General features: G+C 75.3%; 21 protein-coding genes. 12 read left to right on the top strand and 9 right to left on the bottom strand.

Annotated elements, in window-relative coordinates; translation table 11 throughout:
- Nucleotide 1 precedes the first annotated feature (1 nt).
- The gene (locus tag ACZ3KJ_RS32340; RefSeq protein ID WP_467532203.1) at nt 2–1,063 is read left to right on the top strand and encodes an ABC transporter permease; all 1,062 of its coding nucleotides are present in this window, start codon (nt 2–4) and stop codon (nt 1,061–1,063) included.
- A gap of 269 nt (nt 1,064–1,332) precedes the next feature.
- Entirely contained in the window at nt 1,333–1,866 is a 534-nt protein-coding gene (locus tag ACZ3KJ_RS32345) for a DoxX family protein (protein ID WP_467532205.1), read from the top strand.
- Between the two features lie 136 nt (nt 1,867–2,002).
- Here ACZ3KJ_RS32345 and ACZ3KJ_RS32350 read toward each other — a convergent pair whose 3' ends face one another.
- Together ACZ3KJ_RS32350 and ACZ3KJ_RS32355 are read right to left on the bottom strand one after the other, a co-directional pair.
- The gene (locus ACZ3KJ_RS32350) at nt 2,003–2,515 is read right to left on the bottom strand and encodes an SRPBCC family protein (RefSeq protein ID WP_467532207.1); all 513 of its coding nucleotides are present in this window, start codon (nt 2,513–2,515) and stop codon (nt 2,003–2,005) included.
- 163 nt (nt 2,516–2,678) lie between these two features.
- A complete protein-coding gene (locus ACZ3KJ_RS32355; protein ID WP_467532208.1) occupies nt 2,679–3,200 on the bottom strand; it encodes a GNAT family N-acetyltransferase in 522 nt (173 codons plus the stop codon).
- On the opposite strand from ACZ3KJ_RS32355, the gene ACZ3KJ_RS32360 reads away from it, so the two are divergent.
- The 3 genes from ACZ3KJ_RS32360 to ACZ3KJ_RS32370 all read left to right on the top strand — a co-directional run bounded on the left by ACZ3KJ_RS32360 (nt 3,199) and on the right by ACZ3KJ_RS32370 (nt 7,616).
- Nucleotides 3,199–3,792, top strand: a complete 594-nt coding sequence (locus ACZ3KJ_RS32360) for a helix-turn-helix domain-containing protein (RefSeq protein WP_467532210.1) — start codon at nt 3,199–3,201, stop codon at nt 3,790–3,792. The two genes, ACZ3KJ_RS32355 and ACZ3KJ_RS32360, sit on opposite strands and share 2 nt — an antisense overlap.
- Nucleotides 3,789–4,985, top strand: a complete 1,197-nt coding sequence (locus tag ACZ3KJ_RS32365; RefSeq protein WP_467532212.1) for an MFS transporter — start codon at nt 3,789–3,791, stop codon at nt 4,983–4,985. Before ACZ3KJ_RS32360 ends, ACZ3KJ_RS32365 begins: the two co-directional genes overlap by 4 nt.
- Nucleotides 4,986–5,207: 222 nt before the next feature.
- The gene (locus tag ACZ3KJ_RS32370; RefSeq protein ID WP_467532214.1) at nt 5,208–7,616 is read left to right on the top strand and encodes a SpoIIE family protein phosphatase; all 2,409 of its coding nucleotides are present in this window, start codon (nt 5,208–5,210) and stop codon (nt 7,614–7,616) included.
- 164 nt (nt 7,617–7,780) lie between these two features.
- Here the strand turns inward: ACZ3KJ_RS32370 and ACZ3KJ_RS32375 are convergent, their stop codons facing one another.
- Together ACZ3KJ_RS32375 and ACZ3KJ_RS32380 are read right to left on the bottom strand one after the other, a co-directional pair.
- Complete coding sequence (locus ACZ3KJ_RS32375; RefSeq protein ID WP_467532216.1) at nt 7,781–8,653, bottom strand: alpha/beta hydrolase fold domain-containing protein; 873 nt, start codon at nt 8,651–8,653, stop codon at nt 7,781–7,783.
- Nucleotides 8,643–9,206 (bottom strand): quercetin 2,3-dioxygenase, encoded by a 564-nt coding sequence (locus ACZ3KJ_RS32380; RefSeq protein ID WP_389518804.1) that lies wholly within the window; start codon nt 9,204–9,206, stop codon nt 8,643–8,645. Before ACZ3KJ_RS32380 ends, ACZ3KJ_RS32375 begins: the two co-directional genes overlap by 11 nt.
- 112 nt (nt 9,207–9,318) lie before the next feature.
- Between ACZ3KJ_RS32380 and ACZ3KJ_RS32385 the strand changes: the two genes are divergently transcribed.
- Together ACZ3KJ_RS32385 and ACZ3KJ_RS32390 are read left to right on the top strand one after the other, a co-directional pair.
- Nucleotides 9,319–9,768, top strand: coding sequence for a MarR family winged helix-turn-helix transcriptional regulator (locus ACZ3KJ_RS32385; RefSeq protein WP_467532218.1), 450 nt, complete (start codon nt 9,319–9,321; stop codon nt 9,766–9,768).
- Between the two features lie 409 nt (nt 9,769–10,177).
- A complete protein-coding gene (locus tag ACZ3KJ_RS32390) occupies nt 10,178–10,540 on the top strand; it encodes a transglycosylase family protein (RefSeq protein ID WP_467532220.1) in 363 nt (120 codons plus the stop codon).
- A gap of 224 nt (nt 10,541–10,764) precedes the next feature.
- Here the strand turns inward: ACZ3KJ_RS32390 and ACZ3KJ_RS32395 are convergent, their stop codons facing one another.
- A complete protein-coding gene (locus ACZ3KJ_RS32395) occupies nt 10,765–11,586 on the bottom strand; it encodes a DUF4097 family beta strand repeat-containing protein (RefSeq protein WP_467532222.1) in 822 nt (273 codons plus the stop codon).
- A gap of 94 nt (nt 11,587–11,680) precedes the next feature.
- Entirely contained in the window at nt 11,681–12,334 is a 654-nt protein-coding gene (locus ACZ3KJ_RS32400; RefSeq protein WP_467532224.1) for a TetR family transcriptional regulator, read from the bottom strand.
- 266 nt (nt 12,335–12,600) lie between these two features.
- On the opposite strand from ACZ3KJ_RS32400, the gene ACZ3KJ_RS32405 reads away from it, so the two are divergent.
- Together ACZ3KJ_RS32405 and ACZ3KJ_RS32410 are read left to right on the top strand one after the other, a co-directional pair.
- Entirely contained in the window at nt 12,601–13,926 is a 1,326-nt protein-coding gene (locus ACZ3KJ_RS32405; RefSeq protein ID WP_467532225.1) for an MFS transporter, read from the top strand.
- 225 nt (nt 13,927–14,151) lie between these two features.
- Nucleotides 14,152–15,360 (top strand): PP2C family protein-serine/threonine phosphatase, encoded by a 1,209-nt coding sequence (locus ACZ3KJ_RS32410; RefSeq protein WP_467532227.1) that lies wholly within the window; start codon nt 14,152–14,154, stop codon nt 15,358–15,360.
- A 29-nt stretch (nt 15,361–15,389) separates the two neighbouring features.
- Here ACZ3KJ_RS32410 and ACZ3KJ_RS32415 read toward each other — a convergent pair whose 3' ends face one another.
- Both ACZ3KJ_RS32415 and ACZ3KJ_RS32420 read right to left on the bottom strand, forming a co-directional pair.
- The gene (locus ACZ3KJ_RS32415) at nt 15,390–16,271 is read right to left on the bottom strand and encodes a diacylglycerol kinase family protein (RefSeq protein ID WP_467532229.1); all 882 of its coding nucleotides are present in this window, start codon (nt 16,269–16,271) and stop codon (nt 15,390–15,392) included.
- A gap of 67 nt (nt 16,272–16,338) precedes the next feature.
- Complete coding sequence (locus ACZ3KJ_RS32420; RefSeq protein ID WP_467532231.1) at nt 16,339–17,937, bottom strand: FAD-binding oxidoreductase; 1,599 nt, start codon at nt 17,935–17,937, stop codon at nt 16,339–16,341.
- Between the two features lie 72 nt (nt 17,938–18,009).
- Here ACZ3KJ_RS32420 and ACZ3KJ_RS32425 point away from each other — a divergent pair, with 72 nt between their 5' ends.
- On the top strand, nt 18,010–18,609 hold the full coding sequence (locus ACZ3KJ_RS32425; RefSeq protein WP_467532233.1) for a TetR/AcrR family transcriptional regulator: 600 nt from the start codon (nt 18,010–18,012) through the stop codon (nt 18,607–18,609).
- On the top strand, nt 18,606–20,198 hold the full coding sequence (locus tag ACZ3KJ_RS32430; protein WP_467532234.1) for a glycerol-3-phosphate dehydrogenase/oxidase: 1,593 nt from the start codon (nt 18,606–18,608) through the stop codon (nt 20,196–20,198). The genes ACZ3KJ_RS32425 and ACZ3KJ_RS32430 overlap by 4 nt, the downstream gene beginning before the upstream one ends.
- A 262-nt stretch (nt 20,199–20,460) precedes the next feature.
- Here the strand turns inward: ACZ3KJ_RS32430 and ACZ3KJ_RS32435 are convergent, their stop codons facing one another.
- A complete protein-coding gene (locus ACZ3KJ_RS32435) occupies nt 20,461–20,901 on the bottom strand; it encodes a hypothetical protein (RefSeq protein ID WP_467532235.1) in 441 nt (146 codons plus the stop codon).
- Between the two features lie 198 nt (nt 20,902–21,099).
- Between ACZ3KJ_RS32435 and ACZ3KJ_RS32440 the strand changes: the two genes are divergently transcribed.
- The gene (locus ACZ3KJ_RS32440; protein WP_389518816.1) at nt 21,100–21,342 is read left to right on the top strand and encodes a DUF6411 family protein; all 243 of its coding nucleotides are present in this window, start codon (nt 21,100–21,102) and stop codon (nt 21,340–21,342) included.
- The last annotated feature ends 9 nt before the right edge of the window (nt 21,343–21,351 follow it).

Below are 21,351 nucleotides of genomic sequence, written 5' to 3' on the forward strand. Positions count from 1 at the left end.
TATGTCCGATACGCCACATCCCGGTCACGGTACGTCACCGACGCCCGCGCAGCGCCGGGCCCGGCTCAAGGAGTCGCCGCTGCTGCCCGCGGCAGTGCTCGTGCTGATCCTGACGGCCGCCGCGGCCCTGTTCGCCGGCTCCTACACCTACTCCATGGCCGATCCGACGCCGCGCTCCATCCCCACCGCGGTCACCCGCGACTACGGGCAGGCCGCCGTGGGCCGGCGGTTCCTCGACGGGCTGGAGGAGTCGCTGAACGCGGCGGTGAAGGTGCATGTCTACGACACGGCGGCCGAGGCCAGGACGGCGGTGGAGGAGCAGCGGGTCTTCGCGATCCTCGACGTGCGGGAGGACGACCGGGTGACGCTCGACCTCTCCGCGGCGTCCGGGGCCTCGGTGGCCGAGGTGCTGGCCGAGACGGCCCCCGCCGTGGGCCGGCAGACCGGGATCTCCGTCACCGTCCGGGACATCAACCCCCTCCAGGAGGGCGACCCGCGAGGACTGGCGATCTTCTACATCTCGCTCGCCGCCGTGATCATCGGCTTCGTCGGCGCGATCCAGCTGAGCGTGCACGCGCGGGCCCTCACCCCGTTCGAGCGCATCGCCTTCACCGCCCTGTACGCGCTGCTGGGCGGGTTCGCCATCGCCGCGACCGTGGACTGGCTGCTGGGCGCGCTGGACCTGCCGTTCGTCGAGTCATGGCTGATCCTGGCGTTCACGCTGTTCACGAGCGGGATGGTCTTCACCATGTTCAACACGCTGGTGGGCCGCTGGGCGATGCTGCCGACCTGGGGGCTGATGGTCCTGCTGGGCAATCCCTCGTCGGGCGGTGCGGTGTCGTGGCCCCTGCTTCCCTCGCCCCTGGGCCTGATCGGCCGCTGGCTGCCGCCCGGCGCCTCGGTGAACGCCCAGCACACGGCGGTGTACTTCGCCGGGCACCAGCACGCGTTCCCGTTCCTCGTACTGGCCGGATGGGCGCTGGTGTCGTGCGCGGTCTTCTGGACCTGGCGCCACCGCCACCCCGGCGGCCGGGAGACCCGCCCGGCGCACGCCGCCACCTGACGGCACCCGCCCCGTCGTGGCGACGGGCTCCGCCGAGGTCCTGGCGACGGGCTCCGCCGAGATCCTGGCGACGGTATCCGCCGAGATCCTGGCGCCGGCACCACCGCGTTCCGGCGGCGGTGCCCCGACGTGTCCGACGCGGCGGGCGGGGCGGGCCCGGCCCGGTCACCGGCCGAGGGGCACGGCGTGCCCCTCGCATGAGCCGCGCCCCGGCGGGGAACCCGGTGGCCGCTGTCCCGTGTCCGGTCAACCGTTGTCTGGAGAGGACCATGAGTCTGCTGCGTCTGCTGGGCCGCCCCCTGCTGGCCTCGATGTTCGTCTCGGGTGGCCTGCACTCCCTGCGAGCGCCCGGGCAGCTCGCGCCGGTCGCCGAGTCCGTCGTACGGCCCGTCACCGAACGGGTGACGGCGCTTCCCGACCGCACGGAGGACGTCGTGCGGCTCAACGGGGCGGCGCAGGTCGCGGCGGGCCTGCTGCTCGCCACCGGCCGCGTCCCGCGGGTGGCCGCGTTCGCCCTGGCCGCCACCCTGGTGCCCACGACCCTCGCGGCCCACCGGTTCTGGGAGATCGAGGACGCCGACGAGCGCGCCCAGCAGCGCATCCACTTCCTGAAGAACGCCTCGATGCTGGGCGGACTGATGATCGCGTCCGCGGACACCGCCGGCCACCCGTCCCTGGCGTGGCGCGGGCGGCACGCGGCGCGGGAGGTCCGGCGAGAGGCCCGGCTGGTGCGGCGGTCGGTGCGGGCCACCGCCCGTCCCGCGGCCACCGCGGGCGCGGTCCGCGCCAAGCTGACCGCCTGACCGGACCGCCCGCCGCTCCACCGGCGCCGGTCCCCTGACCCGCGACTCCGCCGGCGCCGGCCCACTGACCGCCGGCTCCACCGGCGCCGGTCCGCCGGTCCGGCCAGTGCGGGCCCGCGCGACGCCGCCGTTCAGCTCACGGCCGCGCGGCCGCCTCGAGTTCCCGCTTCAGGTTGCGCAGGGTGACGTCGATGTTGCGGGTCTGGAAGTCGGCGAAGGTGCGGCCGCCGGTCACCGCCCGGTCGAAGGCGTGGGCCACCGCGGTCGGCCAGGCCCGCCGGTCGTCCGTCCAGGACTCCGTGACCCGCACCCCCTGCCCCTCCGGCTCGAACCGGTACTCCCAGGTGGCGATCGGTCCGCGCAGCCGGGGGCGGTCCAGCCCGATGGCATGGACCCGGAACGCGAACCGGCGCCCGGGGTCGGCCGCCGTCACCGTGCACAGCGTGGTCCAGCGGAACGGCCCCCGCTTGTTGCGGCCCTCGAACCTGGTCCCCGCCACCGCCCGCTCCCTGGGCGTCCGCTCCGACGTGCCGAGGTTCTCCGGGCTCCACCGGCCCATGTCGGCCGGTTGGCTGACCGCCTCGTACGCCGTCCGCGGCGGGACGTCGATCAGGATGCTGCGGGTCACGGTGAAGATGCGGGCCGCCACGGTGCTCCTCCGGTGGACGCACGAACTTACTCACGGGTAGCCCGATGGTACGTGCCGCCCCGGACCGGCGGAACGCCCCGTCCCCTGGCCTTGTGCAGTGCGCCGCGCCCCGGCCTCGTGAGGCGCCCGCCCCCGGCCCCATGAGGTGCGGACAGTCCTGCTCTCAGTCCCGCAGCAGCAGTTGCATGAGCGTGAGGTCGAACCACTTCCCGAACTTCCGGCCCGCCTCGGGCACCCTGCCCACCTCGGTGAACCCGAACCGCTCGTGCAGCCGGACCGACGCCGCGTTGCCGGACTCGATTCCGGCGATCATGCTGTGGTGGCCCGCGTCGCGCGCCGCGTCGATCAGCGCGGACAGCAGCGCGCCGCCGATGCCGAGACCCTGGCTGCCTTCACGGACGTAGACGGAGTTCTCGACGGTGTCGCGGTATCCGTCGAGCGGGCGCCACGGGCCGTAGACCGCGAAGCCGACGACCTCGCCGCCGGCCTCGGCCACGAGCGCCGAGCCGCGCGCGAGGTGGGGGGCGAGCCAGGCCCGCGCGTCGGCCGGGGTCTGCGGGGTCTGGGTCCACAGCGCCGTGGAGGTCGCCACCGCGTGGTTGCGGATGGCGCGGACGGCCTCACCGTCGGCCTCGGACGCCCGGCGGACCCGCACCGCCTCGCCCTTCTCATATATTGTCGCCATGTCCAACATAGTAGATCCCCTGGTGGAGCGGATCGCCGCCCGTGTCCGCGCCGAGCGGGAGCGCCGGGGCTGGACCCTCACCCAGCTCGCCGAGGCCTCCGGTGTCTCCCGGGCCATGATCAACCGGATCGAGCGGGGCGACAGCAGCCCCACGGCCGTCGTGCTCGGCAAGCTGTCCGCCGCCTTCCGGCTCAGCGTCTCCTCCCTGCTGGCGCTCGCCGAGGGCGAGACGCGGCCGGCCTCCGGCGGCCCGGGGGGCGTGCGCCGCCGCGAGGACACCGCCGAGTGGCGCGATCCCGGCACCGGCTACCGGCGGCGCCAGATCACCGGACCGGGCTTCCCCGCCGAGACGGCGGAGATCCGGCTGCCCGCCGGGGCGCGCGTGGCCTACCCGGCGGCCTCCTTCGCCTTCGCCCGGCAGGTCGTCTGGGTCCTGGAGGGCCGCCTGACCTTCCACGAGGGAGACGCCGTGCACACGCTCGGGCCCGGCGACACCGTGGAACTCGGCGAGCCCGCGCCGTGCACCTTCGCCAACGACGGCGACGCCGAGTGCCGGTACGTGGTCATCCGCGCGCAGGCCGACCGGCCGTGAGCGGCCAGGCCCTGCCCCGCCACGGCACCCTGCTGCTCGCCGCGACGGCGGCGACGGCGATCGCCAACAACTACGCCCTCCAGCCCGCCCTGGCCGACGTGGCGGCCGACCTCGGCCTGTCGGCCACGGTGACGGGGCTCGTGCCGACGGCCGCCCTCGTCGGCTGCACGGCCGGGTTCGCGCTGCTGCTGCCGCTCACCGACCGGGTCGCCCCGCACCGGCTGGTGGGGGTCCAGCTGTGCGCCCTCGCCGGGGCCCTCACCGTCGCCGCCACCGCCCGGCACGCGGCGGTCCTGCTCACCGCCTACCTGCTCATCGGCGCCACGGCCGGGGTCGCGGCCCAGTGCGGTGCCCTCGCGGGCCGGTACGCCGCGCCCGGCCGGCGCGGCACGGCCATGGCCGCCGTCGCCACCGGGCTGTCCGCCGGCATCCTGCTGAGCCGCTGGGCCGGAGGCACCGTCGCCGACCTCCTCGGGTGGCGGCGCATGCTGCTGGTCTTCGCCGGCCTCGTCCTGCTCGCGGCGCTCGCCACCGCCCGGCTGCTGCCCCGCGAGCGCCCGCGGGCGCGGGGCGGCTACCCGGCCGCGCTCGCGGGACTCGCTCCCCTGCTGCGCCGCCACCGCCCGCTGCGCCACGCCGTGCTCACCGGCGGACTGTGGTACTTCGCCTTCAACGTCGTCTGGGTGGGCCTGGCCCTCGCGCTCGCGCGCCCGCCCTACGCGCTCGACGCCACCGCCATCGGCCTGTACGGGCTGGCCGGACTCCTGGGGTTCGCCGCGCTGCCGTTCACCGGGCGCCTGGCCGACCGGTACGCGCCGCACCGGGTCATGGCCGCGTCGATGGCGGTCGCGGCGGCCGGCACGGCCCTGCTGGCCACCGGTCTGCACCACCCGCTGGTCACCGTGCTCGGGCTGGCCCTGTTCGACGCCGGCTGCTTCGCCGCCCAGGCGGCCAACCAGAGCCGGATCGTCGCCCTCGACCCCGACCGCGCCGGCGGCCTCACCGGCGTCTACCTCGTGCTGTACTTCGCCGTCGGCGCAGGGGGCACGGCCGCCACCGCCCCGCTGCTCTCCGCGCTCGGCTGGTCCGGCACGGCCCTCGTGGCCACGGCCGCCCTCCTCGGTGCCGGGGCCCTCGCCGCCCCGCGTGCCCGGCACGCCGTGGCGGCGGACACCGGCCCCGTGCCCCGCTGACGGCCGCCCTGGCGGCCCGGAGTGCCCCACGGCCGGTCCCACCGGCCCGGACGGCGGACGGCGCGGACGGCGGACGGTGGTGACGGCGGACGGTGGTGACGGCGCGGACGGCGGTGACGGCCGGCTCCCGGAGGCCGCCTGCGTCCGCACCCGAGCGGACCGAAGGGCTCGGCATTACAGTGAACTGGTCGAGGGCCTTCCGACCACACTCGAGAGCCGGCGATGACAGGTCACGCGAGCTCCCACCGCCCCGGCCAAGGACCCGACCACGGTCTCGGACCCGGATCCCTCCTGACCGGGCGGGCGACGGCCGTACTGGACGCCCGGTTCCGGTTCGTCGGCTGGAGTCCCGAAGCGGAGACCCTGCTGGGGTACCGGCCGGAGGAGGTGCTGGGACGGACCGCCGACGACGTCCTCGGGGCGGACCTCGTCCGAGCGGCGCCGCGCGCGGTCGACGGCCGGGAGGCACCGGGCCCGACCGGGGCGTACGGGATCCGGTCGATACGCCACCGTGACGGCCGTGCCCTGCCGGTCGCGCTCAGCCTCGGCCCGCTCCCCCGGGACCTGTGGCTGATGGTGGCGATGGACGTGGGACGGCTGCACCGGCGCACCGTCGACCGGGCCGTGCTGGCCGGGCTCTACCACCAGTCACCGGTGATGCTGGTCGTCTACGACACCGACGCCCGGGTGCAGTGGATCAACGACGCCATCGAGACGGAGTTCGGGATCAGCCTGGAGGAGACCGCGGGCCTGCGCGTGCCGGAGATCCTGCCGGAAGGGGTCCTGCTCTCCCCGGATGGCCGGGTCCTGCGGGATGTGGAGCAGCCCATCCGGGACGTCCTGCGGACCGGACAGCCGGTGACCGACGTCCGCTTCCAGAGCGCCACCCGCCTCGATCCGCACCGTCAGCGCTTCTGGTCACTGTCCTACTTCCGTCTGCACGACGACGCCGGACGGACGATCGGGGTGTGCGAGGTCGGCCTCGACATCACCGACCGCTACGCGGCACGGGGGCGTCTGTCCCTGCTGAGCCGGGCGAGCGGGGGCATCGGCACGACCCTGGACATCCGGCGTACCGGCGAGGACCTGGCGGAGCTGGTCGTTCCCGAGTTCGCGGACGCGGTCACCGTGGAGGTGCTGGAGCCCGTGCTGAGCGGCCAGGAGCCGCCTTCCGTCGGCCTCGGCACCGCCCCGGAGCTGCGGCGAGTGGCGCATCGCGCGTGCGACGAGGCGGCGGGCGGTGTCGCGGACGCCGTGGACGGCACGCGTCTGCGCTGCCTGTCGGACGCCGTCTCGCTCGTCGACCCCGCGACCGGCGCGCTCGTCGTACCGCTGACGGCGCGAGGCGTCGTGCTCGGCGTGGCCGTCCTGGTACGGACCGCGCCGCGCGGTCCCTTCGACGCCGATGACATGGCGGTCGCCGGGGAGCTGGTCTCGCGCACCGCGGTGTGCCTGGACAACGCGCGCCGCTACGCACGCGAACACGCCACCGCGCTGACGCTGCAACGCGACCTGCTGCCGCACGGCCTGCCCCGGCCGACAGGAGTGGAGATCGCCCACCGTTACCTGCCCGCGGCGGGACCGGCCGGCGTCGGCGGGGACTGGTACGACGTGATCCCGCTCTCCGGCGCCCGGGTGGGACTCGTCGTGGGGGACGTGGCGGGGCACGGCCTGGGGGCCGCGGCCACCATGGGCCGTCTGCGCACCACGGTCGCCGCCCTGGCGGCACTCGACCTCGAGCCCGGCGAACTGCTGGCCCGCCTCGACGACCTCGTGGCCCGCGCCGGGGCACCGCCCTCGGCGGACCTCGCGCACGAGGACCAGGCGCTGGGCGTGACCTGCCTCTACGCCGTCTACGACGCCGTCTCCCGGCACTGCGTCATGGCGCGGGCAGGTCATCCGCCCCCGGCGCTCGTCACGGCCGACGGCCGCACGGAGCTCATGAGCCTTCCCTCCGGACCACCGCTGGGCCTGGGCGGCCTCCCCTTCGAGAGCACCGAGTTCGACCTGTCCGAGGGCAGCGTGCTGGCTCTCTTCACCAACGGGCTCGTCGAAAACCGCCGGCAGGACATCGACGCCGGCATCAGCGCCCTGTGCGCCACGCTGTCCCAGGTCGGGTCCGGCCCGCTGCAACAAGCCTGCGACGGTGTCGTCGGTGCGTTGCTGTCCCGGTCGCCCGAGGACGACGCGGCGCTGCTGCTCGTGCGCGTGCACGCGCTGGCCGAGGACCTGGTGGTGACGTGGGACATACCCGCCGACTCGGAAGAGGTCGCCCGGGCCCGGTCATTGGCCCGGAACCAGCTCGCCCGGTGGGGCCTGCCGGACGAGACGTCGTTCGTCCTCGAACTCGTCGTCAGCGAACTGGTCACCAACGCGATCAGGTACGGCGGTGCCCCCGTCCGCCTGCGGCTGATCAGGGACCGGGGGCTGATCGTCGAGGTGTCGGACGGTGGCCACACCTCACCCCACCTGCGCAGGGCGGCCACGGAGGACGAAGGGGGCAGGGGCCTGTTCCTCGTGGCGCAGATGACCGAGCACTGGGGAACGCGCTACACGTCGACCGGCAAGACGATCTGGACGCAGATGCCGCCGGCACCGCTCGGGCTGCCCGCCGCGGCGTACGGCTTCTGACCGGCCCGCGCGGAGTCGTGCGGGCGGCCGCGCGGCTCCGCCCGTCCCACGGACGGCGGCCGGCCGGTCCCGCCGTGCCTTCCGGGGGAGGGCGGGTGCGTCGCGGTCCCCCGTCCACGCCCGGCTGGCGGCGGGCGCCGGCGGGGCGTGGACGGGGCCGTGGTTCACCCGACGAGCCGCTGGATCCAGCTCAGCGTGCGGGCGAAGACGTCCTCGACCTCGTCGTCGGACAGCCCGTACCAGACGTGGTCCGCGCCCGGGAGCGTCCACAGGTCCACCGGGACCCCGGCCTCGCCGAGGCGGGCGGCGAGCAGACGGCTGTGGTCGCAGTCGACCATGGAGTCCTTCTCGCCGTGCACCAGGAGGAAGGGCGGAGCGGCCGGGCCGACGTGGGTGACGGGACTGGCCTCCCGCGCGCGGTCGGGCACGTCGGCGGGGGCCCCGCCGAGCAGGAGCGCCTCGGGCGTGCGGGGGTCGTCGCCGTAGCGGGTGAGGTCGCTCGGCGCGTACCAGGCGACGGCACCGCGCACCGGCGGCGCGTCCGCGGTCAGGGCGAGCATCGAGGCGAGGTGCCCGCCGGCCGACTCGCCCCACACCACGGTGCGGCCGGTGTCCGTACCGAGTTCGGGGGCGCGCCGGACGAGCCAGCGCAGGGCGCCGGCCAGGTCGTCCAGCTGGGCGGGGAAGACCGCCTCGCCACTGAGCCGGTAGTCCACGGAGGCGACCGCCAGGCCCGCGGCGGCGAGCCTGGCGAACGGGCCGGGCTCCCACTGGCGCATCCGGTACCCCATCTCCTCGCGCCGGCCCCGGCGCCAGCCGCCGCCGTGCACGAAGAGCACCAGGGGCGAGGGCGGCCCGCCGGGGCGTTCCGCCGGCAGCCACAGGTCCAGCTCCGGCGGGCGGACACCCGGGACGTCCGCGTAGGGGACCCCGCGCAGGAGGCGGACGCCGTCGGCGAGGACCGCGGCGGGCGGCAGCGGGGCCTCGTCGGGGTGGGGCGCCGCGATCAGGGACCGCAGGTCCGGCTCAGGACTCATGGGTGCGCCACTTGTGGCCGGGGAGGAAGTTCACGTCGTACCGCTGGGGCACGGTGCCGAACTTCTGCGGCTCGGGGACGTACGGCTTCTGGGGCAGGCCCAGTTCCTCGGTGGGCGTGCCGAGGTTCTCGAAGAACCGCTCGAACGTGCCGCCCGGGCCCGCGGCCACACCGACGATCCGGCTGTGGTGGCGCTCGATGCGGTAGGCGTGCGGGCAGTTCTTCGGTACGAATCCGAAGTCGCCGGCCGTCAGCAGCTTTTCGTACTGCTCGCCCTCCAGGTCCTCCACGAACAGCCGCACCGCGCCGTCGGTGATGAAGAAGACCTCGTAGGTGTCCGGGTGGGAGTGGGCCGGGATGATGTCGCCCTTGGGGCCCTCGCAGGTGAAGAAGTTGAACGTGTTCTCCGTCTGCTCCCCGCCCGCGTAGACGGTGAACAGGTCCGTGAACAGGTGGGCACGGTCACCCATGCCCCGCTCGATGAAGTACGGCTTGCCCGGCTCTGGGGGAATCTGCGAGGCACGGCGGTAGGGCGTCGCGTACTCGAAGGTCATGGGTCTCCTCGATTCGGCTCGAATGTCAGTGAGGCTGACATACGAGTCGGGGGATGTGCAAGACTTCGCTGACGTTTTCCTTTTCCCTTCCCCTTCCGATGCCGAGGAGCTCATGGACGCCGGACGCCGCAGCCTGCCGCAACTGCTGGGCGAGGCACGCAGATGGTTGGAGGACGCCCTGCTCGCGGCCCTGGAGGCGGCCGGGGCGGAACAGGTGTCGTCGACCCAGTTGCAGCTGTTCGCCGCCCTGGACGAGCGGGGCACGACGGTGTCCGAGCTGGCGCGGCGCATGGGGGTCACCCGGCAGACCGCGCACAAAACCGCGCACACCCTGATCGCCATGGGCCTGCTGGAACAGGCACCGCACCCCGCGTCGGCGCGCCAGGTGCTGATCCGCCGTACGCCGAAGGGCCGGCGCGCCCATGAGCGGGCGACGGCCGTCCTGGAGGGGCTGGAGCGCGTCCTGGCCGAGCGAATAGGCGAACGGTCCGTCGCGGAACTGCGGGCCGTGCTGGAGATGCCCTGGGGCGCACCCCCGGACCCGTCGACCGCCGGGGAGTGACGACGGACCGTCGGCTCCGCGGGGGGCGGACCGACGGACCTTCGACCCCTGGGGGGCGGCGGACCTTCGGCCCCTGGGGGGAGCGGCGGACCTTCGACCCCTGGGGGGAGCGGCGGACCTTCGACCCCTGGGGGGAGCGGCGGACCTTCGACCCCTGGGGGGAGCGGCGGACCTTCGGCGCCCGACAGGCCACCTCGGCCAGCGGACCCGGGGTGACCGACGGCCGGCGGACCGGGACGACCGGCGGGGACCGTTGCGGCCACCGGCGAGGGATCACCGGCCCCCTCGCCCCCGCACGGCGATCACCGTCACCCGTCCGGCCGTCCACGGCACCGCCGACGGGGGGACTGTCCGGACGCGGGAGTGTCGGAGCGCCCCCGCAGCGACTCCATCCTTACTGTCAGTCGATATGACTTCACTCAACGAACGCGGGCGGCGTCACGACCGCGGACCGCTGAAGGCAGCCCGCTCGGCGCTGGGACTGACGCTGCCGCTCGCCACCCTGCTGGTCCTCTCGGCGCCCTGCGCCCGAGCGGCCGCGCCCGCGGACGCCGACTGGAACGCCATCGCGCGCTGCGAGTCGGGCGGCGACTGGCATGCGAACACCGGCAACGGCCACTACGGCGGCCTCCAGTTCACGCAGTCCAGCTGGGTCGCGGCCGGCGGGCTCAAGTACGCGCCCCGCGCGGACCTGGCGACGAAGCGGGAGCAGATCGCCGTGGCCCGGCGCCTCGCGGCCCTCCAGGGCATGAACGCCTGGGCCTGCGCCTGAGGCGCGGGGCGTCTCCCGGCCCGACGCCCCGCCGGGAGACGCCCCGCCCACCGCTCCGGGGCACGCCCCGTCTCCGCCCCGCACGGGCCGGCCGTCGGGCGGCGGGCCCGGGTCGGCCTGTCGCGCGGCCCCGCGCACCGGGCGGGCGAGCGGGGCCGGAACGGGACCGGGCGTGCCGGGCGTCGACCGCGGCGGTCGCGTCCGGGCGACCGCCGCGGCGGGATTCACCCGCGGGCGGCCGTCACGTCGCCGTTGACGGTGGTGAGGGTCATGCTGCGCCCCTCGGCGGCGCCGCCGGTCGGGACGGTCACGGACGGACGGCCGTTGGCGGTCCTGGCGGTGACCCGGTAGGCGGGGGCGTCGGCGGGCACCGAGACGCCGACCGAGCCGTTGGTGGTGGACGCGCCGACGGTGTCCGGCGCGTAGGCGCATCCGAGTGTCACGTCGCCGTTGACGGTGTGGGCTTGGACCTCGAAGCCCCGGACGGCCGTGGCGGCGACCGAGCCGTTGCGCGTGGCCAGCCGCAGCCGGGCGTCGTCGCGTCCTGAACCGGCCACGGTGACGTCGCCGTCGACCGTGCTCAGATCCAGCTCGGCGTCGACGCCCACCGCCTCGACACCCGCGTTGCGGGCGAGGACGGTGACCACCGCGCCGGCCGGGACGTCGACCTCCGGCATCCGGGGACAGGCCTCCTCCCCCTCGGCCTGCCCCTTCCGGTCCCCGGGCGCGGCGCAGGACAGGTCCACGACCCAGGTGCCGTCCCGGTGGGTGACACGGCGGTCGACGCGCCGGTCCACGGCGAGCCGTTCGCCCTCCGCCGGCCGCAGGCGCAGTCCGTTCTCCGTCGTGATGAGAAAGGCCGGCGGCGCTCCGTCGGTGCCTTCCGCCACGGCGAGGGGGACGGTTCCGTCCGGGCCGTCGGCGCCTTCCGCCACGGCGAGCGGGGCGGTTCCGTCCGGGTCGCCGCCTCCGCACGCCGTCATCAGGGCGAGGGCCGGCGGGAGCAGGACGAGGCCGCACAGCCGGGTGCGTGTCGTTGCCTCCATGACGGACCGGCTTCCCCCTCCGCCGCGAAGCGTGCCTGCGGAACGGCGGACCGCACCGCCACTCCTCCTTCCGGGCGCCGCGGCACCCCCTCCCCTACGTGGCCGGCAGCCCGGTCCCCGCACGGGTGATCGCGCGCAGCAGACGGTCGGCGTAGGCACGGAACCGGTCCGCCATGTCGAAGTCCCGGGGTGCGAGCGCCCAGCGGAGCTGGAGCCCGTCCATCACCGCGACGGTCTCGTCGATCACGGCGGGGATGTCGACGTCGGGCTTCAGCTCGCCCTGCGCGACGGCCCGCCGGAGCGTGTCCGACGCCATCGAGGCGAGTTCGGCGTAACGGCGGTCGAAGTACGCGTGGGCCGGATGTCCGGGGTCGCCCGCCTCGGCGGCGAGGAGGTTGAACATACGGGTGCGGCCGGGGCGGGCGGCATTGTGGGCGACCAGGTGCAGCAGGGTCCGGTAGTGGGCGGCGGCCGACTCGGACGGCCGGGCGAAGAACCGCTCCCTGTCGTGCTGCTCGGCGCGTTCCAGGACCTGCACCAGAAGGTCCTCCTTGCTGCGGAAGTGGTGCAGCAGCCCGCCCTGGGTGAGGCCGGCGTCCTTGGCGATCCTGGCGAGGGAGGAGGCGTGGAACCCCCGTTGGGCGAAGTGCTCGACGGCGGTGTCCAGGATGCGCAGCCGCCGCTCGTCCCCCACGGCGTACGACCCGCGAACCGCCCGGTCGGCGCCCCTCCTGCTCTCTGTGTGCATGCCCGTCACCCTAGAGCCTGGCGCCCGGGTGTCCACAGCCCGCCCTCAGCCGCTTCCCAGCAGGTCGGACCCCGTCTCCCCGGCGGGCGGTGCCTGTTCCGGCGCCCGTGGGGTGACCGATGGTCACACGGGCCATCGGACCGAATGTTTCAAGCCCCGTGCAGGGTGATTCAAGCCACTCGCGAGAAACCTACTACCTACTCGGTTTTCCTGTTTCCCTATGGCGGAGCGGCGACGGCGCCGCCCCGTCCCCATGGAGAACCGCCATGACCATGAGCCATGACGCCCCGCTCGGCGCCACACCGGCCCCGGCCGACGGCCCCTCCGTCTCCCCCGCCGATCCCTCCGCGGCTCGGCCGGGCGGCGACGAGACCCCAGCACCCGCACGGCTGGTGCTCGCCCTGGCACTGGCCCAGTTCGGCGCCTACGTCGCCGTCCTCACCCCGGTCATGGTGACCCTCGCCCTCCGGGTCAGCCAGATCGTCCCCGAGGCCGACCGCGGTACCGCCCTCGGCCAGGTCCTCTCGCTGGGCGCGCTGCTGGCGATGCTCGGCAACCCGGTCTTCGGCGCCCTGTCGGACCGCACCACCAGCCGCTTCGGGCGCCGGCGCCCCTGGCTGGTGGGCGGCATGGCCGCCGGACTGGTGGGTCTCACGATAGTCGCCGCCGGCAGCAGCGTCCCCCTGCTGATGCTCGGCTGGGCGGTCGCCCAGCTCGGCATCAACGCCTGCCTGGCCGCGCTGACGTCGTGCGTCCCGGACCTGATCCCGCCCCGGCAGCAGGCCCGTGTCTCGGGCGTCATCGGCCTCACCATCTCCCTGGCCATGGTCGCCGGCACGGTCCTCGCCCAGGTCTTCAGCGACTCGCTCGCCCTGGCCTTCCTGGTGCCCGGCGCCATCGGCCTCGCCACCGTCGTCCTGCTCGCCGTGACGATCAAGGACCGGCCCGCCCGCCCCGGCGCCTTCGCGCCGTACACGGTCCGGACCTTCCTGCGCAGCTTCTGGGTCAACCCGCGCCGGCACCCCGACTTCGCCTGGAACTTCGCCGGCCGCTTCCTGGTCTTCACCGGCGCCTCCTGCGTCACCAGCTACCAGGTGTACTTCCTGATGGACCGCCTCGGCTACGACGCGGACGCCGTCACCGACAAGGTGCTCGTCGGCACCGTCGTCATGGTCGCCGCCACCATCGTGGGCTCCGTCCTCGGCGGCCAGCTCTCCGACCGCTCCGGCCGGCGCAAGCCCTACGTGCTGGGCTCGTCCCTCGTGATGGGCGTCAGCCTGGCCCTGCTCGCCACCGCGCAGTCCTTCACCCTGTACGCCGTCTCCCTGGCCGTCTTCGGATTCGGCCAGGGCCTCTACCTCGCCGTCGACATGGCCCTCGCCGCCGCGGTGCTGCCCAACCCCGAGGAGTCCGCGAAGGACATGGGCGTGCTGAACATCGGCAACGCGCTCCCCCAGTCCCTCGTCCCGATCGTCGCTCCCGCCTTCCTGGCGATCGGCGGCGGCGGCAACTACGGCGCGCTGTTCCTCTTCGGCGGGATCGCCGCCGCACTGGGCGCCGGAGCCGTCCAGCTCGTCCGCTCCGTGAAGTAGCACCCATGCGGTGGCACCCATGCGGTGGCACCCATGAAGCAGCAGCGCCCATGAAGGGGCGCCCTCACCCCGACGGGGCCCGTCCGCGCCGACGGCGCGGACGGGCCCCGTCGCACCGCGTGCGCGACCCCGACGACGTGGTGTTCCCCCAGGTCCGCGCGGCGGCGCCCCGGACGTCCCGTCGAGCGTGCGCGCGGACGGGAGCGGTGTGAGACTGCTGTCGGGATGACCTGGAGGCGAGGTGGTGACGGCGTGTCGGCTCAGCCTCGGGAGGAACCTCTGGAGGAGTTCCTCGCCGACCGGCGGAATCTGACCGTCGACCTGTCCACGGCGGTCGCGCGGTGCGCCAAGGCTCTGGGACTGCACCACTGCGTGGTCTACCTCTCCGACCTCCAGCAGCGTCACCTCGTACCGCTCACCGACGTGTCGTCCGCACTGCCCATCGACGGCTCGCTGGCCGGGTGGGCCTACCGCACCGAGTCACTGCGCGTGCAGGAGTCCGAGGGCGAGGACGTCGTCACCGCCTGGATCCCCCTGCTGGACGGGGCGGAGCGGCTGGGCGTACTGGCCGTCCACACCCCGGCGCTCACCACCGCCACGCTGGTCCGCGGCAAGGCGCTGGCCGGGCTCCTCGCCATGATGATCACCTCGCGGCGGACGTACAAGGACACCTTCGTCCGGCGGACCCGCACCGAGCGCATGGAGCTGCCGTCGGAGATGCTGCGGGCCTTCCTCCCGCCGCGCACCATCGGCAACGCCGGCGCCGTGTCGACGGCCGTCCTGGAACCCGCCTACGCACTCGGCGGCGACGCCTTCGACCACTCGCTGACCGAGACCACGCTGCACGCCTCCGTCTTCGACGCGATGGGCCACAACCTGGCGTCGGGGCTGACCACCGCGGTGGCGCTGGCCGCCTGCCGCAACGCGCGCCGTACCGGAGTGGACCTGCCGGGGCTGGTGGAGAACGTGGACGACGCACTGGCGCAGTGGCTGCCGGACCAGTTCTGCACGGCGGTCCTCACCCAGCTCGACCTGCGCACCGGCGTGCTGCGGTGGGCCAACTGCGGTCATCCCCCGCCTCTGTTGATCCGCGACCAGCAGCTCCTCGCCGATGCCATGACGGGCGAGGCGGAGCCGCCGATGGGGCTGGTGAACCTGCTGACGCGGCCCCGCCTCACCCAGGACATCCAGCTCGACCCCGGCGACCGGGTGCTGCTGTACACGGACGGGGTGACGGAGGCCCGGATGCACGACGGCTCCCTGATGGGCCTGGAGCGCTTCGCCGACTACGTCATCCGCGCCGCGGCCACCGGCGAGCCGGGACCGGAGACCCTGCGCCGGCTCATCCACTCCATCCTCGACTCCCAGGGCAGCGATCTCCGCGACGACGCCACGATCCTGCTGCTGGAGTGGCAGCCCCCGGCGCGCCGCTGACACCTCCGCGCCGGTGCCGGTCGGTGCGCTCAGCACAGCGTCCGCAGGGCGCCGGGCAGCACGGTGGCGGTGACGGGCAGGTCGGCCTCGACCTCGCCGTCGGCGCCGTAGGGCACGCGCCGGTCGGCCTCGATGCGGACCCGCGCCCCGCGCAGGACGCTCACCTCGGGGCGGCGGACGTGGGTGCCCGACTTGAGTTCGTTCATCAGGGCGAAGAACAGGCGCCGCGGGGCGTGCCGGATGAGGACGACCTCCAGCAGACCGTCGTCGATCCTGGCGTCGGGGGCGATGACGCGGCCCGAGCCGTAGAAGCCGGAATTGGCGGCCACGACCGTGTATCCGCGGTGCGCGTGCTCCACGCCGTCGACCGTCACCCGGTACTGGGCCGGGCGCCAGGTGCCGACCGCGCGGAGCCCTCCGGCGTAGTAGGCGGCGGCGCCCCGCAGGAGTCGGGCGTGGTTGGCGTGGCGGTTGGCGAGGGCGTCGACGCCCGCGTAGACGCTGCCGAGGACGACGGTGCGGTCGTGCGCCGCGGAGCGCACCTCGATGGTGTCGACGGGCCGCGGCTCGGCGTCGAGCAGCACGCGGGCCAGGGCGTCCGGCCCGGTGGGCAGGCGCAGGGCCCGGGCGAAGTCGTTGCCGCGCCCTGCCGGTACGAGTCCCAGGACCGCGCCGGTCCCGCTGAGGGCTCCGCCGATCGCGCCCGCGATGCCGTCCCCGCCGACCGCCAGCACCACCCGGCCGCGGTCACCGGCCTCCCGCGCGAGGTCCCGGGCGTGCGCGAGGCTGCGGCTGTAGACGGTGTCGAGTTCGGCGCCCGCCCCGCGCAGCAGCCGGGCCACGGCCAGGAGCGCCGCCGCGCCCGTGGCTCCGCCTGCGGTGGGGTTGACGACGGCGGTGAACTGTCGCATCGAGTGCCTCCGGGCTGTCGGCGGACGGGCGGTGAGGGGCGCGCGTGGTGGGGGCGGTGGGCGGCTGTCAGTCCGCGGGCAGCAGGACTCCGGGGTTGAGCACTCCGGCCGGGTCCAGCCGTCGTTTGACGGCGCGCAGGGCGTCGACCGCGAGGGGGCCGGCCTCCCGCGCGTACCAGTCGCGGTGGTCGGCGCCCACGCCGTGGTGGTGGCTGATGGTGCCGCCCGCGGCGAGGATCGCGTCGTTGGCCGCGTGCTTGGCGCGGGTCCAGTGGGCGAGGGGGGCGTCGCCCTGCGCGCTGACGACCGTGAAGTACAGGGAGGCGCCGTTCTCGTAGACGTGCGAGATGTGGCACATGACCAGGGGCGGGGTGCCCGCGTCGGTCAGGGCCGAGGTCAGGGCGTTCCGGACGGCGGCGTACAGCTCCGGCAGGCGGGACCAGAAGGCGGCGGTCTCCAGGGTCTCGGCGAGGGCGCCGGCGTCGAGCAGCGCGTCCCTCAGGTACGGGGCGGAGTAGCGGCCGCGCGCCCAGTGCCGGCCGGGCTCCTCCCCCAGCGGCGCTCCGCCGGCCTCGCGCAGCACCGCCGCCGCCCGGTCGCGGCGGTGGGCGGTGTCCTCGGCGGTGCCCTCGAAGCCCACCACGGCCAGGCATCCCGCGCTCTCCCGCGCGGCGGCGGAGCCGATGGCGTCGGGCCGGGCCAGGCCGACGAGGGTCTCGGTCTCGTCGGACAGGCGCAGCACCGTCGGCCGGGGCCCGTCCTGGGCCAGCCGGCGCAGCGCGTCGGCGCCCTCCCGGAAGGACGGGAAGCGCCAGCCCTCGTAGAGGCGGGAGTGGGGAACGGGGCGGACGCGCACGGTGACGGAGGTGATCACGCCGAACGCGCCCTCCGAGCCGAGCAGCAGCTGGCGCAGGTCCGGGCCGGCGGCCGAGCGCGGGGCGCGGCCCGTCTCGACGGTGCCCTCGGGGGTGGCGAGGGTCAGTCCCAGCACCATGTCGTCGAACCGGCCGTAGCCGGCGGAGGCCTGTCCGCTGGAGCGGGTGGCGGCGAACCCGCCGAGCGTGGCCCACTCGTAGGACTGGGGGAAGTGGCCGAGCGTGAAGCCGTGTCCGGCCAGCAGCGCCTCGGCGTGCGGGGCGCGCAGTCCGGCCTGGAGCGTGGCGGTCCGCGAGACCGGGTCGACGGCGAGCAGGCCGTTCAGGCGGCGCAGGTCGAGGGCGACGGCGGCGCCGCGCCGGGCGGGCGCGAGGCCGCCGACGACGGAGGTGCCGCCGCCGAACGGCACGGCCGTCAGCCCGTGCGCGGCACACGCCCGCAGGACGGCGAGGACCTCGTCGTGCCCGGCCGGGAGCACCACGGCCGCCGGGACGTCGTCGACCTCGCCGCCCCGGATCCGCAGCAGGTCGGAGGTGGACTTGCCGCGCGTGTGCCGGATGCGGGACTCGGCGTCGGTGCGCACGTGCTCCGCCTGCCCGCCGACGGCGGACAGCAGGGCGCGGCGCGCCTCGGCGCCGAGCGGGGAGGCGGGGACGGCGATCTCCTCCAGGGCGACGGGGCCGGTGCCGCGCGGTGTGACGCCCAGCAGGTCGCGCAGCAGCCCGGTCACCGTGTCGGGGAGCGGCGTCGCCGCGGCGGGGTCGCCCCAGCCGCTCCACAGCATGTCCATCGGTGTCGTCCTCCAGGTCGGTGTGCGGGACGCCGTCTCGGCACGGCCCCACCGGGCGTTACACTGTGACACATGACGCCTATTCGTCACAACCAGTCGGGCGGCGACGCGGTGCTCGACGCGGTCCGCGACTGCGTCCTGGCCGTCGGGGTCCGCCGTACGACCCTCACCGACGTGGCCCGCCGGGCGGGGGTCTCACGGATGACCCTCTACCGGCGCTGGCCCGACGTCCGGTCCCTGGTCGGCGATCTGATGACCCGTGAGTGGATCGGCGTGGCCACGGCCGCCCTGCCGGAGCGCCGCCCGGGCACGCCGGCCCGGGCGCTGCTGGTGGACGGCCTGGTGGCGGGGGTGGCCGCCTTCCGCGCCCATCCGCTCTTCCGCAAGATCGTCGACGTCGATCCCGAGCTGCTCCTCCCCTACGTCCTCGACCGGCGCGGGGCCAGCCAGGAGGCGCTGCTGGAGCTGCTCGCCGACGCCCTGCGGGAGGGCCACGCCGACGGCTCGGTACGGCCCGGTCACCCGGAGCGGCAGGCCCGCTCCCTGCTCCTGGTGGTCCAGTCGTTCACCCTGTCGCTGCGGACCATGACCGACGAGGACGACCCGGAGCTCGACTCCGCCGCCTTCCTCACGGAGCTGCGGACCATCCTGGAGAGGACCCTGACGCCATGAGCCCCACCGGCAGCACCGCCGCACCCGCACCGCCGGCCGCCGCCTCGTCGCTGTCGGCCGCCCGCCGCTCGCGCGAACTGGCCGCCGCCGTGGGCGGGCCGGTGGTGGACGTCCTGGTCGTCGGACTGGGCGCGACCGGCGCCGGAGCCGCCCTCGACGCGGCCGCCCGGGGGCTGACCGTCGCCGCCGTCGACGCCCACGACCTCGCGTTCGGCACCTCCCGCTGGAGCTCCAAGCTGATCCACGGCGGCCTGCGCTACCTCGCGTCCGCGCAGTTCGACGTCGCCCACGAGAGCGCGGTGGAGCGGGGACTGCTCATGGAGCGCACCGCCCCGCACCTGGTGCGCGCCGAGCCCTTCGTCCTGCCCCTCACCCCGCTGGTCTCCCGCGGCCAGGCCGCCCTGGCCTGGGCCGGTTTCCGGGCCGGGGACGCACTGCGCCTGGCGGCCCGCACCTCGCGGGCCACGCTGCCCGCGCCCCGCCGGCTCGCCGCGGCGGAAGCCCGCCTCCTGGCACCGGCCGTACGCGCCGGAGGGCTGCGCGGCGGGCTGCTGTCCTGGGACGGCAAGGTCACCGACGACGCCCGCCTGGTGACCGCCCTCGCCCGCACCGCCGCCGGCCACGGCGCACGGATCCTCACCCGGGTCAGGGCCCTGCGGCTGACCGGCTCCGGCGCCCTGGTCCGCGACGAACTCACCGGCGCGGAGGGCGAGATCCGCGCCCGTACGGTGATCAACGCCTCCGGCGTCTGGGCGGGCCGGCTGGTCGACGGCATCCGGGTCCGGCCGTCCCGGGGCACCCACCTCGTCCTGCGCTCCGAGCGCCTCGGCGCGCTCCCCGCCGGCCTGCACATCCCGGTCCCCGGCGAGACCAACCGCTTCGTCCTCGTCCTCCCCCAGGGCGACGGCCGCGTCTACGTCGGCCTCACCGACGAGCCCGTCGACGGCGGCCTCCCCGACGTCCCGGCCGCTCCCGAGACGGACATCGGCTTCCTCCTCGACGTCCTCGGCTCCGTGCTGGACGTCCCGGTCCACCGGTCGGACGTGGCCGGCGCCTTCGCCGGACTGCGCCCCCTGCTGGACACCGCCCCCGGCGGGGGCGGCGGCGGGACCGCCGACCTCTCCCGGCGGCACGCGGTCGTCGCCGGGGACGGCGGTGTGGTCACGGTGGTCGGCGGCAAGCTCACCACGTACCGGCGGATGGCCGAGGACGCCGTCGACGCGGCGGTCGCGGCGGGCCGCCTCGCCGCGGCCCCCTGCCGCACGGGCACCCTGCCACTGGTCGGCGCGGCTCCCGCCCGGCTCCTGCGCACGATCCCCGCGCCGCGCCGTCTCGTCCGGCGCTACGGCACCGAAGCGGGCGCCGTCCAGGCGCTCGGCGCCCGGGACCCGCGCCTCGCCGCGCCCGTCCTGCAGGGCCACCCCGTCACCGGGGCCGAACTCCTCTGGGCGGTCCGCCACGAAGGAGCCCTCGACGAAGCCGACCTGCTCGACCGGCGCACCCGCATCGGGCTGGTGCCCGACGACCGCGGCCCGGCCCTGGAGGCGGTGCGCCGCCTTCTGGGCGAGGCGTCGGACTGGGCCGGGTGACGGACGCGTGGGGGGGTCCGTAGGGTCGGCTTCCCCCTGGCGGGGGACACTGTCGAGCGGTTCACGGCTGTACGGGTGGCGCGGCGCCCGCAGGACGGCCTCGGCCCCATCCCTCACCCACGCCTCGGAGATCCGCGCCGCCGTCGCCCCGAGCCTGAACGTCGGCCACGGAGCCGGCGAGCGCACCGCGTTCACGCCGATCACCGGCGGCACCGTGAGCGGCCCCGTCCGAACGGCACCGTCCCCGTGTCACGGGCCCCGGTCAGTCGGGGCCGGCGGTGTGGTCGGGGTGGCCCGCGGTCCGGCGGGCCTCCTTCATCTCGGCCTCGTACAGGTGGTCGCGGCCCTCCGCCAGGTCGGCGAGGGCCTGCCGTTCCAGGTTCCGGAACGGTTCGTAGTAGGTGCCGTTGTACGCCTCGACGATCTGGAACGTCCAGTGCCCGGGGATGACGTTGCGGCCCAGGATCTCGCGCTGCACCCGGTCGGCCCACTCGGTGTGACCGGCCTCGCGCAGCAGGGCCACCGTCCGGTCCAGCTCCAGGTCCGCGCCGCCCGTCAGCTGGTGGAAGGCGTACAGGTGGCCGCGGGCCCGCTCGGTGGTCTCCAGGGCCTTCGACAGGGAACCGAGCGCCTCCACCGTGGTCCGGCTGACCCCCGGGGGACGGCGGTGGGCGGGGTCGGGGCCGTCGTCGTGATGGTTCATGCCCCGACAGGTCCCCGGGCGGGAGCGGGGCGGAGCCGCCCGGTGCGGATCTCGACCCGGCCGAGGCAGGAAAGTCACCCCGAAGACGGCACCCCCGTGTCACGTCGGAAGCGACCGCGTGTGTCCGGACGGGGGAGGGGGCACGCGGTCAACAGGAACCGAGAACGTGCCCTTCCGCCGACTCCCCGGGAGATCCCGATGATCATCGGAATCATCATCGCCGCCTGTGTCGTCCTCGCCGTGCTGGCCTTCTTCCTGCCCCGCCTCTCGCGCCATCCGCAGAACGGCGCGCAGCGTACCCTGGGCGCCGGGTCGCGGGCCGGAGCGAAGGCGCCCGGCCCGCTGGGGCGGCTGTTCAGCAAGCCGTTCAGCTCCAGCTCCCGAGCGGTCGGACGCAGCGGCTCCGCGGGACGGCGGGCGCGCGGCCGCATGCCGTTCTAGCCGCACTCC

It is taken from the genome of Streptomyces sp. NPDC003248 (assembly GCF_055563235.1).

Bases quoted from the DNA above. Each gene is read 5' to 3' on its own strand.
- ACZ3KJ_RS32340 (WP_467532203.1), top strand. From the start codon at position 2: ATGTCCGATACGCCACATCCCGGTCACGGTACGTCACCGACGCCCGCG.
- ACZ3KJ_RS32345 (WP_467532205.1), top strand. From the start codon at position 1,333: ATGAGTCTGCTGCGTCTGCTGGGCCGCCCCCTGCTGGCCTCGATGTTC.
- ACZ3KJ_RS32360 (WP_467532210.1), top strand. From the start codon at position 3,199: ATGTCCAACATAGTAGATCCCCTGGTGGAGCGGATCGCCGCCCGTGTC.
- ACZ3KJ_RS32355 (WP_467532208.1), bottom strand. From the start codon at position 3,200: ATGGCGACAATATATGAGAAGGGCGAGGCGGTGCGGGTCCGCCGGGCG.
- ACZ3KJ_RS32370 (WP_467532214.1), top strand. From the start codon at position 5,208: ATGACAGGTCACGCGAGCTCCCACCGCCCCGGCCAAGGACCCGACCAC.
- ACZ3KJ_RS32375 (WP_467532216.1), bottom strand. From the start codon at position 8,653: ATGAGTCCTGAGCCGGACCTGCGGTCCCTGATCGCGGCGCCCCACCCC.
- ACZ3KJ_RS32380 (WP_389518804.1), bottom strand. From the start codon at position 9,206: ATGACCTTCGAGTACGCGACGCCCTACCGCCGTGCCTCGCAGATTCCC.
- ACZ3KJ_RS32385 (WP_467532218.1), top strand. From the start codon at position 9,319: ATGGACGCCGGACGCCGCAGCCTGCCGCAACTGCTGGGCGAGGCACGC.
- ACZ3KJ_RS32390 (WP_467532220.1), top strand. From the start codon at position 10,178: ATGACTTCACTCAACGAACGCGGGCGGCGTCACGACCGCGGACCGCTG.
- ACZ3KJ_RS32395 (WP_467532222.1), bottom strand. From the start codon at position 11,586: ATGGAGGCAACGACACGCACCCGGCTGTGCGGCCTCGTCCTGCTCCCG.
- ACZ3KJ_RS32400 (WP_467532224.1), bottom strand. From the start codon at position 12,334: ATGCACACAGAGAGCAGGAGGGGCGCCGACCGGGCGGTTCGCGGGTCG.
- ACZ3KJ_RS32405 (WP_467532225.1), top strand. From the start codon at position 12,601: ATGACCATGAGCCATGACGCCCCGCTCGGCGCCACACCGGCCCCGGCC.
- ACZ3KJ_RS32410 (WP_467532227.1), top strand. From the start codon at position 14,152: ATGACCTGGAGGCGAGGTGGTGACGGCGTGTCGGCTCAGCCTCGGGAG.
- ACZ3KJ_RS32415 (WP_467532229.1), bottom strand. From the start codon at position 16,271: ATGCGACAGTTCACCGCCGTCGTCAACCCCACCGCAGGCGGAGCCACG.
- ACZ3KJ_RS32420 (WP_467532231.1), bottom strand. From the start codon at position 17,937: ATGGACATGCTGTGGAGCGGCTGGGGCGACCCCGCCGCGGCGACGCCG.
- ACZ3KJ_RS32425 (WP_467532233.1), top strand. From the start codon at position 18,010: ATGACGCCTATTCGTCACAACCAGTCGGGCGGCGACGCGGTGCTCGAC.
- ACZ3KJ_RS32430 (WP_467532234.1), top strand. From the start codon at position 18,606: ATGAGCCCCACCGGCAGCACCGCCGCACCCGCACCGCCGGCCGCCGCC.
- ACZ3KJ_RS32435 (WP_467532235.1), bottom strand. From the start codon at position 20,901: ATGAACCATCACGACGACGGCCCCGACCCCGCCCACCGCCGTCCCCCG.
- ACZ3KJ_RS32440 (WP_389518816.1), top strand. From the start codon at position 21,100: ATGATCATCGGAATCATCATCGCCGCCTGTGTCGTCCTCGCCGTGCTG.